Annotated in this window: 12 protein-coding genes; 8 read left to right on the top strand and 4 right to left on the bottom strand. The window is 66.9% G+C overall.

What is annotated here, in order from left to right; all coding sequences use genetic code 11:
• Positions 1 to 73 precede the first annotated feature (73 nt).
• Together ACP69Z_RS11450 and ACP69Z_RS11445 are read left to right on the top strand one after the other, a co-directional pair.
• Positions 74 to 811 carry a queuosine precursor transporter gene (locus tag ACP69Z_RS11450; RefSeq protein ID WP_426267611.1) on the top strand — a complete coding sequence of 246 codons (738 nt, stop codon included), beginning with the start codon at positions 74 to 76 and terminating at the stop codon, positions 809 to 811.
• Positions 771 to 2,453, top strand: a complete 1,683-nt coding sequence (locus ACP69Z_RS11445) for a bifunctional metallophosphatase/5'-nucleotidase (RefSeq protein WP_426267610.1) — start codon at positions 771 to 773, stop codon at positions 2,451 to 2,453. The genes ACP69Z_RS11450 and ACP69Z_RS11445 overlap by 41 nt, the downstream gene beginning before the upstream one ends.
• An 18-nt stretch (positions 2,454 to 2,471) precedes the next feature.
• Here the strand turns inward: ACP69Z_RS11445 and ACP69Z_RS11440 are convergent, their stop codons facing one another.
• A complete protein-coding gene (locus ACP69Z_RS11440) occupies positions 2,472 to 3,302 on the bottom strand; it encodes a class I SAM-dependent methyltransferase (protein ID WP_426267609.1) in 831 nt (276 codons plus the stop codon).
• Between the two features lie 207 nt (positions 3,303 to 3,509).
• Between ACP69Z_RS11440 and ACP69Z_RS11435 the strand changes: the two genes are divergently transcribed.
• Positions 3,510 to 5,171, top strand: coding sequence for a putative bifunctional diguanylate cyclase/phosphodiesterase (locus tag ACP69Z_RS11435; protein ID WP_426267608.1), 1,662 nt, complete (start codon positions 3,510 to 3,512; stop codon positions 5,169 to 5,171).
• On the opposite strand, the gene ACP69Z_RS11430 is transcribed toward ACP69Z_RS11435, so the two are convergent.
• Complete coding sequence (locus ACP69Z_RS11430; protein ID WP_426267607.1) at positions 5,165 to 6,091, bottom strand: L-threonylcarbamoyladenylate synthase; 927 nt, start codon at positions 6,089 to 6,091, stop codon at positions 5,165 to 5,167. The two genes, ACP69Z_RS11435 and ACP69Z_RS11430, sit on opposite strands and share 7 nt — an antisense overlap.
• 49 nt (positions 6,092 to 6,140) lie before the next feature.
• On the opposite strand from ACP69Z_RS11430, the gene ACP69Z_RS11425 reads away from it, so the two are divergent.
• A complete protein-coding gene (locus ACP69Z_RS11425; RefSeq protein WP_426267606.1) occupies positions 6,141 to 7,817 on the top strand; it encodes an acyl-CoA dehydrogenase in 1,677 nt (558 codons plus the stop codon).
• Here ACP69Z_RS11425 and ACP69Z_RS11420 read toward each other — a convergent pair.
• Both ACP69Z_RS11420 and ACP69Z_RS11415 read right to left on the bottom strand, forming a co-directional pair.
• The gene (locus ACP69Z_RS11420) at positions 7,814 to 8,167 is read right to left on the bottom strand and encodes a GntR family transcriptional regulator (protein WP_426267605.1); all 354 of its coding nucleotides are present in this window, start codon (positions 8,165 to 8,167) and stop codon (positions 7,814 to 7,816) included. The two genes, ACP69Z_RS11425 and ACP69Z_RS11420, sit on opposite strands and share 4 nt — an antisense overlap.
• Before the next feature lie 39 nt (positions 8,168 to 8,206).
• The gene (locus tag ACP69Z_RS11415; protein ID WP_426267604.1) at positions 8,207 to 8,794 is read right to left on the bottom strand and encodes a nitroreductase family protein; all 588 of its coding nucleotides are present in this window, start codon (positions 8,792 to 8,794) and stop codon (positions 8,207 to 8,209) included.
• Between the two features lie 105 nt (positions 8,795 to 8,899).
• Here ACP69Z_RS11415 and ACP69Z_RS11410 point away from each other — a divergent pair, with 105 nt between their 5' ends.
• From ACP69Z_RS11410 to ACP69Z_RS11395, 4 genes are read left to right on the top strand one after another with little or no spacing between them, the layout of a single operon-like run.
• Positions 8,900 to 10,549: a peptide MFS transporter gene (locus tag ACP69Z_RS11410; RefSeq protein WP_426267603.1), complete on the top strand. Its 1,650-nt coding sequence runs from the start codon at positions 8,900 to 8,902 to the stop codon at positions 10,547 to 10,549.
• Between the two features lie 14 nt (positions 10,550 to 10,563).
• The gene (locus tag ACP69Z_RS11405) at positions 10,564 to 11,955 is read left to right on the top strand and encodes an amidohydrolase family protein (protein WP_426267602.1); all 1,392 of its coding nucleotides are present in this window, start codon (positions 10,564 to 10,566) and stop codon (positions 11,953 to 11,955) included.
• Entirely contained in the window at positions 11,952 to 13,343 is a 1,392-nt protein-coding gene (locus tag ACP69Z_RS11400; RefSeq protein ID WP_426267601.1) for an amidohydrolase family protein, read from the top strand. The genes ACP69Z_RS11405 and ACP69Z_RS11400 overlap by 4 nt, the downstream gene beginning before the upstream one ends.
• Positions 13,340 to 14,002, top strand: coding sequence for an NnrU family protein (locus ACP69Z_RS11395; RefSeq protein ID WP_426267600.1), 663 nt, complete (start codon positions 13,340 to 13,342; stop codon positions 14,000 to 14,002). Before ACP69Z_RS11400 ends, ACP69Z_RS11395 begins: the two co-directional genes overlap by 4 nt.
• Positions 14,003 to 14,023 lie beyond the last annotated feature (21 nt).

Raw genomic sequence — 14,023 nt, 5'->3', positions numbered from 1 at the left:
GGCGCAGCGAAGCAAGCCAGTCGCAACGGGGTGATTGCTTCGCTACGCTCGCAATGACGAGTGGGGACGCTGCATGAGCGACAAAGTTGAAAAGGTCGAAGCCTCGGCGCTGCACGGGCGCAGCTTGCGTTACTTCGATCTCGTGATGGCCGCGTTCGTGGTGATCCTGCTGCTGTCCAACGTGCTGGGCGCGGGCAAGGTCAGCGTGATCGACCTGCCGGTGATCGGGCTGTGGCCGTTCGGCGCGGGCATCCTGTTCTTTCCGGTGTCCTATGTGATCGGCGACGTGCTGACCGAGGTCTACGGCTTTGCCCGGGCGCGGCGCTGCATCTGGGTCGGCACCGCGGCCTTGCTGTTCATGGCGTTCATGAGCTGGGTGGTGGTGGCACTGCCGCCAGCCGCGGACTGGACGGGGCAGGCGTCTTACGAGGCTGTGTTCGGGCAGGTGCCGCGGATCGTCTTCGCGTCTATCGTCGCCTTCTGGGCGGGCGAGTTCGTCAATTCGGTTGTGCTGGCGCGGATGAAGGTGTGGACGGGCGGCAAGTATTTGTGGACGCGGACCATCGGCAGCACGGTCGCCGGTCAGGGTGTGGACAGCCTGATCTTCTATCCGCTGGCGTTCTGGGGCGCGGCGGGATGGACGAATGATCTCGTCTTGAAGGTGCTTCTGACGCAATGGGCGCTGAAACTGGCGTGGGAAGCGATTCTCACGCCTGTCACGTACGCCGTGGTAGGGGCGCTGAAGCGCCGCGAAGGAGTGGATGTTTTTGATGAAGGCACGAATTTCACGCCTTTTGCTGCTCGCGTCTAGCGCCGGGCTGGCGGCTTGCGCGACGGTCGAGCGGCCGCAAGCGCCGGTGGCTTCCACCGCGCCGGTCGAGATCCAGATCCTCGGGCTCAACGACTTTCACGGTGCTCTCGAGACACCGCGTGATCCCGTGCCGCTGCGCAATGCCGATGGTACCACGACCAAGATCCGTGCCGGCGGTGCGGCACAGCTTGCCGCGACGCTGAAGCGCCTGCGCACCGGGCGGCAGAGCGTCACGGTCGCCGCGGGCGACCTGATCGGCGCGACCCCGTTGGTGTCGGCCAATTTCCTCGACGAGCCGACGATCCGGGCGATGAACATGATCGGGCTCGATTACGCCGCGGTCGGCAATCACGAGTTCGACAAGGGTGGGGCCGAGCTCCGCCGGATGCAGGACGGCGGCTGCGACAAGCTGACCAGCCGGGTGCCCTGCGCGGTCGAGCCGCATACCGGCGCGACGTTCCGCTATCTCGCCGCCAATGTGATCACCGAAGGGGGCACGACCTTCTTTCCGGGCAGCGCGATCCGGCAAGTGGGGCCGGTCAAGGTCGGCTTCATCGGCCTCCCGCTAAAGGACACCGCGACGTTGGTGACCCCGGCGGGTGTCGCCGGGCTGACCTTTGCCGACGAAGCGGCGACTGCCAACGCGCTGGTGCCAAAGCTCAAGGCCGAGGGCGCGGACGTGATCGTGCTGCTGATCCACCAGGGCGGCTATGTCCCACCGGTCTTTGACGCCAAGGGCTGCGAGGGGTTGAGCGGCGATATCCTGCCGGTGCTGGGCAAGCTCGATCCCGCGATCCGGGTGGTGGTGAGCGGGCATACCCATCACGCTTATGCCTGCGAGATGGAGGCGAACGGCGGCCCAAGGCTGCTGACCAGTGCGGGTAAGAACGGGTATCTGGTGAGCGATATCCGGCTCGATTTCGATCCGGTCAGCCGGCGGCTCGTATCGGCGAGAGCCGAGAACGTGCCGGTGCTGGCGGAGCGTGACGAGGCGGTGCAGGCGATGGTCGATCGCTACGTCGCGGCGGCGCGGCCGGCGGCGGAGCGGGTGGTGGGCAGGCTACCCGGTCCGGCGCTCAAGGATGCGGACGATGGCGACAGCCCGGCAGGCCAGCTGATCGCCGACGCGCAACTGGCCGCGACGCGCAGCCCGGACAAGGGCGGAGCCGAGATTGCCTTCATCAACTCGGGCGGGGTCAGGACCGACATCGTGCCGCGGGCAGACGGCAGTGTCACTTTTGGGCAGGTCTTTGCCGCCCAGCCGTTCGGCAACAGCCTGGTGGTGAAAACCCTGACCGGCGCGCAGCTGAAAGCATTGCTGGAGCAGGGGTTTCGCGAGGTGAGTGGCAAGGTGCAGGTGAGCTCGCTGCTGATCCCGTCGGAGGGGTTCAGCTATCGCTTCGACCGCAGCCGGCCGACCGGGCAGCGGATCGTCGCCATGACGCTTGGCGGCAAGCCGATCGATCCGGCCCGGCGCTACCGGGTGACGGTGAACAACTTCCTGGCGAGCGGCGGCGACGGCTATTCGGTGCTGGCCGACGGCACGGACGCACGTGACGGCGGGCTCGACCTCGATGCGCTGGAAGCGTGGCTCGCCACCGCGCCGCGGGTGCCTGCGGGCAAGCGGATCAGCGGCAACTGATCCGCTTGGCCCGGCCGGTCAGCGCGGCTTGACGAAGCGCAGGGTCATCCGGTCGCTCTCGCCGATCGCCAGGTATTTGGCGCGGTCCTTGTCCTTGAGGGCGAGGGTCGGCGGCAGGGTCCAGACGCCATCGGGCCAGTTGGCGGTGTCCTTGCGATTGGCGTTGATCTCGCTTGATCCGGCGAAGCGGAAGCCCGCGTGTTCGGCGAGGCGGCGGACGGTCGAGACCTTGAGGTAGCCGCTCGATTTCTCGCGCGCGGCATCGGCGCTTTCGGGCAGGCGATGCTCCTCGATCCCGAGCACGCCGCCGGGCTTCAGCATGGCAAAGATCTGCTTGAAGGCGAGGTCGGCATAGGGCTGGTCGCCCATCGCCCAGTTGTGGACGTTGCGGAAGGTCAGCACCACGTCGGCGCTGCCGTTCGGAACGCCGGCCTGGCCGGCTTCGCGGACCGGGAAGATGACTTGGCGCGCGCGGCCGTAGAGGGGCTGATCCTTCTCGACCAGGCGCTTGAAGCCAGCGAGGCCGCGTTCGTTGGGGGCGGCGACATAGTAGGTGCCGCCGCCGTTCAGCACGTAAGGCGCGATGATCTCGCTGTACCAGCCGCCGCCGGGGAACAGTTCCACCACGGTTTGCTTGGGACGGACACCGAAAAAGGCAAGGGTCGCGGCCGGGTTGCGATATTCGTCGCGGGCGCGGTTGGTGTCGCTGCGCGCCGGGTTGGCGACGGCGGCGGCAAGCGCGCGCTGGTCGGCGGCGGGGAGGGCGGGCGCACGGCTCTGCAGGGCAGCGGTGCCCGCGGTAGCGGCAAGCACGGCGCTGGCGGCGAGCAGGAAATGACGGCGGCGCATCAACGGGTCTCCTTGGGCGAGGCAATGGCGAGCATCCTTGTTGCCGCGTGTCGCCGCGCCCTGCAAGGAGGTGGGCAAAAGCCGGTGATGGGCCTCAAGTGAAACAGATGTTTAACGCCTTGCGGTTCATAGGCTTGCGCCATGCCGGCCTCGACCCGAAGCGCGACACAACAACAACGGCCCTCTCCTTGGGCGGATGGCGAGCTGTTGCTCGACGCGCTGCCGATCCCTGCCGCAATCATCGAATGCACCGCCGGCAAGCTCCGGATATCGGCGCATAACTGCCGCTTTCGTGACGCGGTGGCGACCTCCACCGCGGCCACCCTTGATGGGCTGAGTGCGCAATGCCTGTCGGGCGATGGCCTCATTGCGCGTTATCTTGCCGACTGGTTCGCGGATGCGGACACGGCCAAGACCGACCTCGACATGCGCGATGGGTCGGGAGTCGCGGCGCGCTTTTACCAATTGAAGCTCGCGCCGCTGCCGACCCACGGAAACTGCCGCCGTGCGCTTCTGTCGGTCGTCGACCGCACGGCCGAGGTGCAGGCCGAGCGATCGCTGCGCGCCGAGATGCTGCGCGACAGCCTGACCGGACTTCCCAACCGTCTTGCCTTCACCGAGGTGATCGAGGCGGCCGGGCGCGAGCCGGGCGAGGGCGGAGGCCATGCGGTGCTGGTGGTGGACATGCTCCGCTTCAGCCGGATCAACGAGAGCATGGGCGGCCTTGCCGGCGACGAATTGCTCATCACCTTCGCCCGCCGCCTGATTTCCGCCCTGCGCGCGGGCGACAGTCTGGCGCGGACCGGCGGCAATGAATTCGGCATTGTGGTCGCGGTGCGCAGCACCGACGATGCGCTGAAAGCCGCGACCCGCATCCAGGACGCGATGAACGCGCCGTTCCGGCTGAGCGAACTCGAGATCAAGGTCGATTGCGCGATCGGCCTGGCACTAATGCAGCCGGGGCAGGACGCCGAAGAGCTGTTCCGCAACGCGCAGTTCGCGGTCAAGCAGGCCAAGGCGAGCGGGCGGCCCGAGGTCTACGAGCCCAAGGAAGCGAGCCTCGCCCGCCGACGCTTCTCGATCGAGACCGAGCTCCGCCGCGCGCTGGAACGCGACCAGCTCAGCATGAGCTTTCAGCCGCTTGTCGATCTCAAGACCGGTGAAGTGTCGGGGTTCGAGGCGCTTGCCCGCTGGCACCATCCGGAACGCGGCGAGATCAGCCCGACCGAGTTCATCCCGGTCGCCGAGGAAAGCGGGCTGATCCTGCATCTTGGTCGCTGGGCGATGGACAAGGCGGCTACGACGCTGGCCGGGTGGGACGAGGAAACGGGGCAGCGCCTGCCGTTCAATGTCGCCGTGAACTTGTCGGCGATCCAGGTTGCGCGCGACGACATCACCGCAATGGTCGGTGGTGCGCTCCGGTCGAGCGGGCTGACCGGTGACCGGCTGACGCTGGAGCTGACCGAGAGCGCGATCGTCCAGGACCCGCGCCGGGCGACCCGCGTGTTCGATGCCCTGAAGGGCCTCGATGCCCGCGTGGCGATGGACGATTTCGGCACCGGCTATTCAAGCCTTGCCTATCTCCAGCGATTGCCGATCGACGTGCTGAAGATCGATCGCAGCTTTGTGTCGGGCATGATGATGGACCCCGATAGTGTGGCGATCGTCCGCGCGGTGCTGAGCCTGGCCGAAGCGCTTGGCATGTCGACCACGGCGGAAGGGGTGGAGAGCCGTGAGCTTGCGACCACGTTGGCGGCGCTCGGCTGCGTGTCGGGGCAGGGGTTCTTCTTTGCGCGGCCGCTGGCGATGGCGGAGGCCTTGCCGTTCTGGCGCAGCCGGCTGCGAACCGCGGGGCGGCGCGCTTACTGACGCGGCGCGGCGGCGCGGGCTAGGCGGTCGTTGATCGCGCGGCCGATGCCTTCATCGGGAATAGGAGCGACGGCGATGGCGCGGCAAGCGTTCGCGTCGGCCTCGTGGAGTAGGTCAAACAAGCGCGCTGCGGCTTCGGCAAGATCGCCCGAGGGGCTGAGGCTGACGTCACCAGCGACGTGGCCGAAGCCGATCAGCCATTCGCCAAGTGCGGCGTCGCTGGCACCGAGGCGGAGCGGCTTGGCCGGGGCGTAATGGCTTGCGAGCATGCCCGGTGCTTCGACCTTTTCGTTACCGGACGGTGCAGCCTGCGGAACGTGAACCGGGCCGGGGCGGAGTAGCCGCGGCGCACCGCCAGTCATGGCGATGATCGTGCTTTCAAGCCCGTGCGCGGTCTGCCCGTCATCGATCACCAGCGGGATTTGGCCATCGAGCGACGCAAGGACATGAGCGGCGCGGGTCGGACTGATCCGCCCGCTGGCGTTGGCGCTGGGGGCAGCAAGCGGGCGGCCGCTTGATTCCAGCAAGGCGCGCATCGCAGGGTGGGCGGGGACACGCAGCGCAATGGACGGCAGGCCGGCGGTCACCAGGCTGGCGACCGGACTGTTTTCGGCGAGCGGCACGACCAAGGTGAGGGGGCCGGGCCAATGCTGCTCGGCGAGCTTGCGGGCGTCGGGATCGAAGGTCCCGAGCTGCTCCGCAGCCGCGAGGTCGGGCACATGGACGATCAGCGGATTGAAGCTCGGCCGGCCCTTGGCTTCGTAGATGCGGGCGACGGCGCGGGCGTTGGTCGCGTCGGCGGCGAGGCCGTAGACCGTCTCGGTCGGCACGGCCACGGGCTCGCCGGCGCGGATCAGGTCAGCGGCGGCGGCAATTGCAGCGGGCCCGAAGGGCCGTATCTCGGTGCTCTTGCCCGGCATGGCGCCGCCGCTATGGCAAAGGACAACGCTTCACAAGGGAAGGACGATTATGCCGCTTCGCTGCCCGGTCGAGGAACAGCGCTTCGTGCTGGAGCATGTGGTTAGGATCCACGAGCTCACCAACGATGCGGATATCGTCGACGCACTGCTGGAAGGCGCGGCTCAATATGCCGAGGGCGAGGTCGAGCCGCTGAACCGGGTGGGCGACATGGTAGGCGCAAAATGGTCGCCTGACGGCGTTGCGATGCCGCACGGCTTCCATGAGGCCTATCGTCACTTCGTCGAGGGCGGCTGGGGCACGATCAGCGCGCCGGAGGAAGCGGGCGGGCAAGGCCTTCCGCTGAGCCTTGGTGCGGCGGTGATGGAGGATCTGAACGCCGCCAATCTGGCGTTCGCTTTGTGCCCGATGCTGACCATGGGTGCGATCGAGGCGATCGGCGCGCATGGGTCGGAGAGCCAAAAGCGCGACTATCTGCCCAAGATCGTGAGCGGCGAGTGGCCGGCGACGATGAACCTGACCGAGCCGCAGGCGGGATCGGACGTTGGCGCGCTCCGCACCAAGGCGGTGCCGAACGGCGACGGCTCTTATGCGATCACCGGGTCCAAGATCTTCATCACCTATGGCGAGCATGATCTTGCCGACAATATCATCCACCTGGTGCTGGCGCGGACTCCCGATGCGCCGGCGGGGACGCGCGGCATCTCGCTGTTTTTGGTGCCTAAGGTGCTCCCCGACGGCAGCCGCAATGACCTTCGCTGCGCGTCGATCGAACATAAGCTTGGCATTCACGCGAGCCCGACCTGCACCATGGCGTTCGGCGATAACGGTGGGGCGACCGGCTGGCTGATCGGGCCGGAGCATGGGGGCATGCGGGCGATGTTCACCATGATGAACAATGCGCGGCTGAATGTCGGTCTGCAGGGGGTCGGGATCGCCGAAGCGGCGACGCAGCGCGCCATCGCTTATGCCCTGGGCCGGGTGCAGTCGGCGCGGGCAGGGGCGGCGAGCCGCGATTCGGTGGCGATCGAACAGCATCCGGACGTGCGGCGCATGCTGCTGCGGATGAAATCGCTGACCATGGGCGCACGTGCGCTTGCTTATTACGCTTTCGGGCAGATCGATCGCGGGCATCGCGGCGACAAGGCAGCGGCGATGCGCGGCGACGTGCTAACGCCGCTGGTCAAGGCGTGGGGCACCGATGTCGGGGTCGAAGTCGCCAGCATCGGGGTGCAGGTTCACGGCGGCATGGGCTTTGTCGAGGAAACCGGCGCCGCCCAGCATCTGCGCGATGCACGGATTGCGCCGATCTACGAGGGCACCAACGGCATCCAGGCGGCCGATCTCGTCGGGCGCAAGCTCGGGCTCGACGGAGGCCTCGTCTTCGACGAGTTGATCGCCGACATGCGCGCCGAGATCGAGGCGCCCGCGCTGGTCGCGCTAGCCGATGCGGTGGAGATGGTGGCGACGAGCCTTCGCGCCGCCGATCATGACGATCGGCTGGCGGGCAGCTATCCGTTTCTCACCATGTGTTCGGTCCTGACCGCCGGCTGGCTGCTCGAGCGGCAGGCGCGGGCAGCGAGCGGGGACAGCCCGTTTCATCGCGCCAAACGTGCGGCGGCCGGTTATTTCACGACGGTGGTGGTGCCGGAAGCGCTCGGCCTCGCGGCAGGTGCGGAGGCCGGCGCCCAGCTGCTTTACAGTGTGGAAGCCGAAGCGCTGGCTTAGGAGCGTTCGAGCAGTTCGGCGGGATCGATGCCGAGCTGTTCCATCCGGGCGCGTACCGCGGGCCATTCCTTGCGGATGAACTGGTCGCGCTCGCTGTTCGAGAGGCGCTCGCGGGCGCCTTCGGCGACGAACATGCCGACCCCGCGGCGGACAACGATCAGCCCTTCGTCCTGAAAGCCCTGATAGGCTTTGGCGACGGTCAGCGGGTTGGCGCCCTGTTCCGCGGCAAAGGCGCGAACCGAGGGTAGGGGATCGCCGTCCGCGAACTGGCCGGAAAGGATGGCCTCGGCGATGATATCGCGCAGCCGGACGTAGACGGGTTTCAGATCGGATCGTGCGCGAAGCGTCATGCTGTTCTAATACGGTGCGGCGCGAGGGATTGCAACCGTTTAGAGCGGCGGCGTCCAGCGCCGGACCACGGCGGCCATGTCGGGCCGCGGGCGTTCCTCGAGTTCGCGGCCGGGTGAGCCGATGAAGAAGAAACCAGCGATCCGTTCGTGCTCTCCGGTGCAGAAGGTTTCACGGACCAGCGGGTCGTAGGCGGCCCAGCCGGTCAGCCAGCTGCCGACAAAGCCGTGGGTGTGCACGGCGTGGAGCAGGTTCATCGCCGCGGCGCCAACTGAAAGTTCCTGTTCCCATACCGGGATCTTGTGCGGGATCACGGGGGAGGAAACCAGCACCACCAGCGCTTCGCCGTGACGGGCGAAGTCGTCGGCCTTGTGGCGGTGGGCATCGTTGGCGCTCGGATCATTCTCGCCGAGCGCGCGGGCGAGCAGCGCCGCGAACTCGCCGCGCTGGTCGCTGCCGACCACCACGAAGCGCCACGGGTTGAGCTTGCCATGGTCCGGCGTTCGCGCCGCAAGCGCCAGGATGGCGCCAAGTTCGGCCTCGTCAGGACCCGGCCCGACCATCTCCCGCGCTCGTCCGGAGCGGCGGCTGGCAAGGTAGGAAAGCGGTGTGGAAAGGTCGTTGAACATGGGCGTGGCGGAGATAGGGGCGCCACCCGTTTGTCACAATGCGCTTGGCAGCGGCAATTTCACGCTTAAGGTGCCGCAACTTTTTGCAGGTCACGGGAACAGTACATGAAGCCTATGGAACTCTGGCAGGAAGGTGACTGGATCACCGCCATTGCCGTCGTCCTTCTCATCATCTTCCTGGCGATCGGCGGCAAGATCGCCGTCCAGAAGGATCCGGAGTTCGCAGGCCACCCCAAGGGCCTGTACATGCTGTTTTTCGCCGAAATGTGGGAACGTTTCTCCTACTACGGTATGCGGGCGCTGCTGATCTTCTACCTGACCAAGCACTGGCTGTTCGCCGACGACAAGGCGAACCTCATCTACGGTGCCTACACCAGCCTCGTGTACATCACCCCCGTGCTCGGCGGGTATATCGCCGACCGTTATCTCGGGCAGCGCAAGGCGGTGCTGTTCGGCGGCCTGCTGCTCGCGATCGGGCACAGCCTGATGGCGGTGGAAGGCACTGGCGGCCAGTCAGACGCGACCATCAACGTCTTCTGGGCGGCGCTGGCTTTCATCATCGTCGGTTCGGGCTTCCTCAAGGCGAACATCTCGGTGATGGTGGGGCAGCTCTACAACCTCACCGACGTGCGCCGCGATGGCGCTTACACCATCTTCTACATGGGCATTAACGTCGGCGCCGCGCTCGGAACGATCCTTGTCGGCTACCTCGGCGAGACGATCGGCTGGGGCTATGGCTTCGGGCTTGCGGGTATCGGCATGCTCACCGGCCTGATCGTGTTTGTCCTCGGCAAGAAGGCGCTGAACGGCGCCGGTGAAGCGCCGCGACCACTGAACAAGGGTCTCGAATATTCGCTCTATGGCGTTGGCTTTGCCGCCGTGGCGGTAATCTGGGGCCTGGTCCGGTATCAGGACGTCATCCAGGGCCTGCTGGTCGTCTCCGGTGTCGCGCTGCTCGGCTATGTTCTCTACGAGAGTTTCAAGCTGCCCAAGGAGCCGCGAGAACGCATGTTCGCCATCCTGTTCCTGATCAGCCTCAATCCGCTGTTCTGGGGCCTGTTTGAACAGGCGGGCGGGTCGATGAACCTGTTCACCGATCGCTTCGTCGACCGCGGCGCGGTGCCCGCATCGCTGTTCCAGTCGATCAATCCGATTTTCATCATGATCATGGCGCCGATCTTTGCCGGCCTGTGGGTGACCCTGGGCCGTCGCGGCAAGGAGCCTTCGGCCCCGGCCAAGTTCGGCCTGGCACTGGCTCAGATGGGTCTTGCCAACCTCGTCCTTGTCTATGGCGCCGAAGCTTATGGCGTGCTGGCGATGACTCCGGTCATCCTGGTGCTCGCCTACTACTTCTTCGCCACCACCGCAGAGCTGTGCCTGTCGCCGGTCGGCCTCAGCGCGATGAACCGGCTTGCGCCCAAGTTCCTCGCCAGCCTGATCATGGGCGCCTGGTTCTACATGACCGCGGTCGGCAACTTCGTCGCGGGTAAAATCGGTGAAGCCACTGGCGGCCACGACGGCGAAATGAGTAAGCAGGGTCTGCTCGACGTGTACGAGATGTTCGGCTGGATCTCGGTTGGTGTCGCGGTGGTCGTGCTGCTGCTGTCGCCGATCGTGAAGCGCTGGATGCACCTCGACACGCTCGGCCGCGACGACGAACTCGCCGGACGGACCGAGATGGGCGGCGACCGGGGGCAGGATGCCGGCATGTTCCCGCAGGGTGAGACCGCGCCCAACGCACCGCGCCAGTCGTAAGGGGAAACAGGGGCATGAAACAGGGGCTGATCGGGGTATCGCTGGCGGCGCTTGCGCTTACCGGCTGTGCCACCACGGGCGGTAACGAGAAGGACGACGGGGAAAGGATCCGGATTGCTTCGGATCCCTTCCCCTCGACCTACCAGCGCTATGGCGGCACGCCGGTGGTGATCACCGGCGTCACCATCCTCGACGGCGAGGGCGGGCGGATCAACAACGGCCAGGTCTATCTCGCCGACGGCAAGATACAGGCGGTCGGCCAGACCGTCGCGGCCCCGGCCGGGGCGCAGGTGATCGATGGGACGGGCAAATATGTGACGCCCGGCATCATCGACGTGCACAGCCACCTTGGCGATTATCCCTCGCCCGGCGTCGAAGCGCATGAAGATGGCAACGAGGCCACCGGCCCGGCCCGCCCCGAGGTCTGGGCCGAGCATAGCGTCTGGCCGCAGGACCCGGGCTTCAGCCGCGCGCTGGCGAACGGCGGCGTCACCTCGCTGCAGATCCTGCCCGGCTCCGCCAATCTGTTCGGCGGCCGCTCGGTCACGCTCAAGAACGTGCCCGCGCGGACCATGCAGGGAATGAAGTTCCCCGGCGCGCCCTATGGCCTGAAGATGGCCTGCGGCGAGAATCCCAAGCGCGTCTATGGCGACAAGGGCGGTCCATCGACCCGCATGGGCAATATCGCTGTCACCCGCCAAACCTGGATCAACGCCAAGGCCTACAAGCGTAAGTGGGATGCCTACGAACGCGACGGCGGCGATGCGCCCGAGCAGGATCTCGCGATGGACACGCTGAAAGGCGTGCTCGAGGGCAAGATCCTCGTTCACAACCATTGCTACCGCGCCGACGAAATGGCCAACATGGTCGATCTGTCAAAGGAGGCGGGCTACAAGATCACGGCCTTCCACCATGCGGTGGAGAGCTACAAGATCGCCGACATCCTTGCCCGTGAGGGCATCTGCTCGGCGATGTGGGCGGACTGGTATGGCTTCAAGATGGAAGCCTATGACGCGATCCGCGAGAACATCCCGTTCGTCGATCGGGCCGGGGCCTGCGCCATTGTCCATTCGGACGACGCCAATGGTATCCAGCGGCTTAATCAGGAAGCTGCCAAGGCGATGGCCGCCGGTCGCCGCGCCGGGCTCCAGATCACCGAGGAATATGCCTGGCGCTGGCTGGGAATGAACCCGGCGAAGGCGCTTGGCATCTTCGACCAGACCGGCAGCCTCAAGGCGGGCAAGAATGCCGATGTCGTGCTGTGGAACGGCAATCCGTTCAGCACCTACACCCGGCCCGAGCGCGTGTGGGTCGACGGAGCGCTGATGTACGACGCCAACAATCCGCGGATGCGGCCGGTCAGCGATTTCGAGCTTGGCCAACCGGGCGAAGGGGACGTGAAATGATCCGCCGCTCTCTGACTGTCCTGCTCGGCGCGACGGCGCTGGCCGTGGCATCACCCGCCGCCGCGCAGACCATTGCCGTCACCGGCGGCACCGTAGGGCTGGGCGATGGCTCGGCACCGATCCCCGGCGGTACCGTCGTGATCCGTGATGGCCGGGTGGTTGCCGCGGGGCAGGGTGTGGCCGTGCCCGCGGGCGCACAGGTGATCGATGCCACCGGTAAATGGGTGACGCCGGGCATCATCGCCGGCTTCTCGCGGCTTGGTCTTGCCGATGTGGACGCCGTGGCCGCCGCCAACGACCAGCGTTCGGACGGACCGTTCAGCGCCGCGCTGGATGTCGCTCCTTCGATCAATCCCAATGGCGCGCCGGTTGCGATCAACCGGGCCGAGGGCGTCACACGCGCCATCGTCGCACCGAGCACCGGCAAGAGCATCTTTGCGGGGCAGGGCGCGCTGATCGACACCGGTGCCGACGGCCAGCCGATCACCCGCGGCCGCTTGTTCCAGTTCGTCGAGCTGGGCGAGGACGGGGCGGAAACCGCTGGCGGCAGCCGTAGCGCCGCGCATGCGCTCCTTCGCAATGCGCTGCGTGAAGCCGGGCAGGTCGCGGGGGGACGAGCGCCTGCTCGCGATACGTCGGGACGGACGGGAGACGATCCGCGCGAGGACCCGGTAGTCGCCAATCCCAATGAGAACCGCTCCTACGAGGCGCGGCGCAATCAGGACGTGCTGCTGACCCGCTATGACGCAGTGGCGCTGGTTCCGGTTGTGCAGGGGCGGCAGACGTTGCTGATCCATGCCGAGCGTGCGGCCGATCTGCGGCAAGTAATCGCGTTAAAGCGCGAGTTTCCACGCATTCGGATGGCCATTGTCGGTGCCAACGAGGGCTGGACCATTGCTCCGGAGCTTGCGGCATCGGGCATTCCGGTGATCGCATCGGCGCTGACCTCGCTGCCCGGCACATTCGAGAGCGTTGCGTCGACCATGAGCAACATCGGCCGCCTCCGCGCTGCCGGCGTCAAGGTGTCGATCGGCACCATCAATGACGACGAGCAGCGCATGGCGTTCCGTGCCCGCTGGTATGCCGGCAATCTCGTCGGCCTGTCGCGGTTGCCAGGCGCCGCGGGGCTGAGCTGGGGCGAGGCGCTGGCCGCCATCACCTCGCGCCCGGCTGAAGCGATGGGGCTCGGCGGCGAGGTCGGAAGCCTGGCGCCGGGTCGCCGCGGCGACATGGTGATCTGGTCGGGCGATCCGCTCGACAATCTCAGTGCTGCCGAGGCCGTCTTCATCGACGGCGTGCAGCAGCCGCTGGAAACACGCCAGACCAAGCTTCGCGACCGCTACCGGACGCTCGAGCGGGGCGCGCTGCCGGAGGCGTATCGGCGGTGAGCGCGGCGGCGGCGACAACGCTGTTCGCAGCGTTGTTCGTCGCCACGCACCTTTTGTTGTCGCATCCGCTGCGGGCGCCGCTGGTCGCAAGGCTTGGGCCCAAGGGCTTTCTCGCGGCTTATTCGGCCGTGTCGTTCGCTTGCTTCGTGCCGATGGTGCTCGCTCGCCGCGCGGCGGGCGCGGAAAGCTTGATGTGGTCGGTGCCTGGCTGGGTGTGGAGCGCCGCGTTGCCGGTCATGTGGCTGGCGTGCGTGTTGCTGGCCGGCTCGTTCGTGCGCAATCCGGCGATGGAAACCCTGCAACGCCACGATGCGGTGATTGGTCGGCCAGCCGGCGTGTTCCGCTGGACCCGCCACCCGATGATGTGGAGCTTTGCGTCGTGGGCGCTGGTGCACCTGGCGGTGAACCCTGAGCCAAGCGCGGTCGCGATCGCGGTAGCCATCCTGCTGCTCGCCCTCGTCGGCGCACAGGCGCAGGATGCGAAGAAGCGCAGGCAGCTCGGGCCCCGATGGGCCGAGTGGGAGCGGCAAACGAGCTTTGTGCCGTTCGGTCGCGGCCTCGCGCAGCCCGGCTGGTTCGCCGTTGCGGGCGGAACGACCATCTTTCTGCTGGCGACCTGGCTCCATCCGCTGCCGGTCGGGGTCTGGGCGTTGCGCTGACCCCGCGCTAAGGGGCAGATC

The organism is Sphingomonas sp. LHG3443-2, assembly GCF_049896405.1.
Lineage (GTDB): Bacteria > Pseudomonadota > Alphaproteobacteria > Sphingomonadales > Sphingomonadaceae > Sphingomicrobium.
The sequence above is the reverse complement of the archived record's forward strand: the minus strand, read 5'-3'. Positions and strand labels throughout refer to the sequence as shown.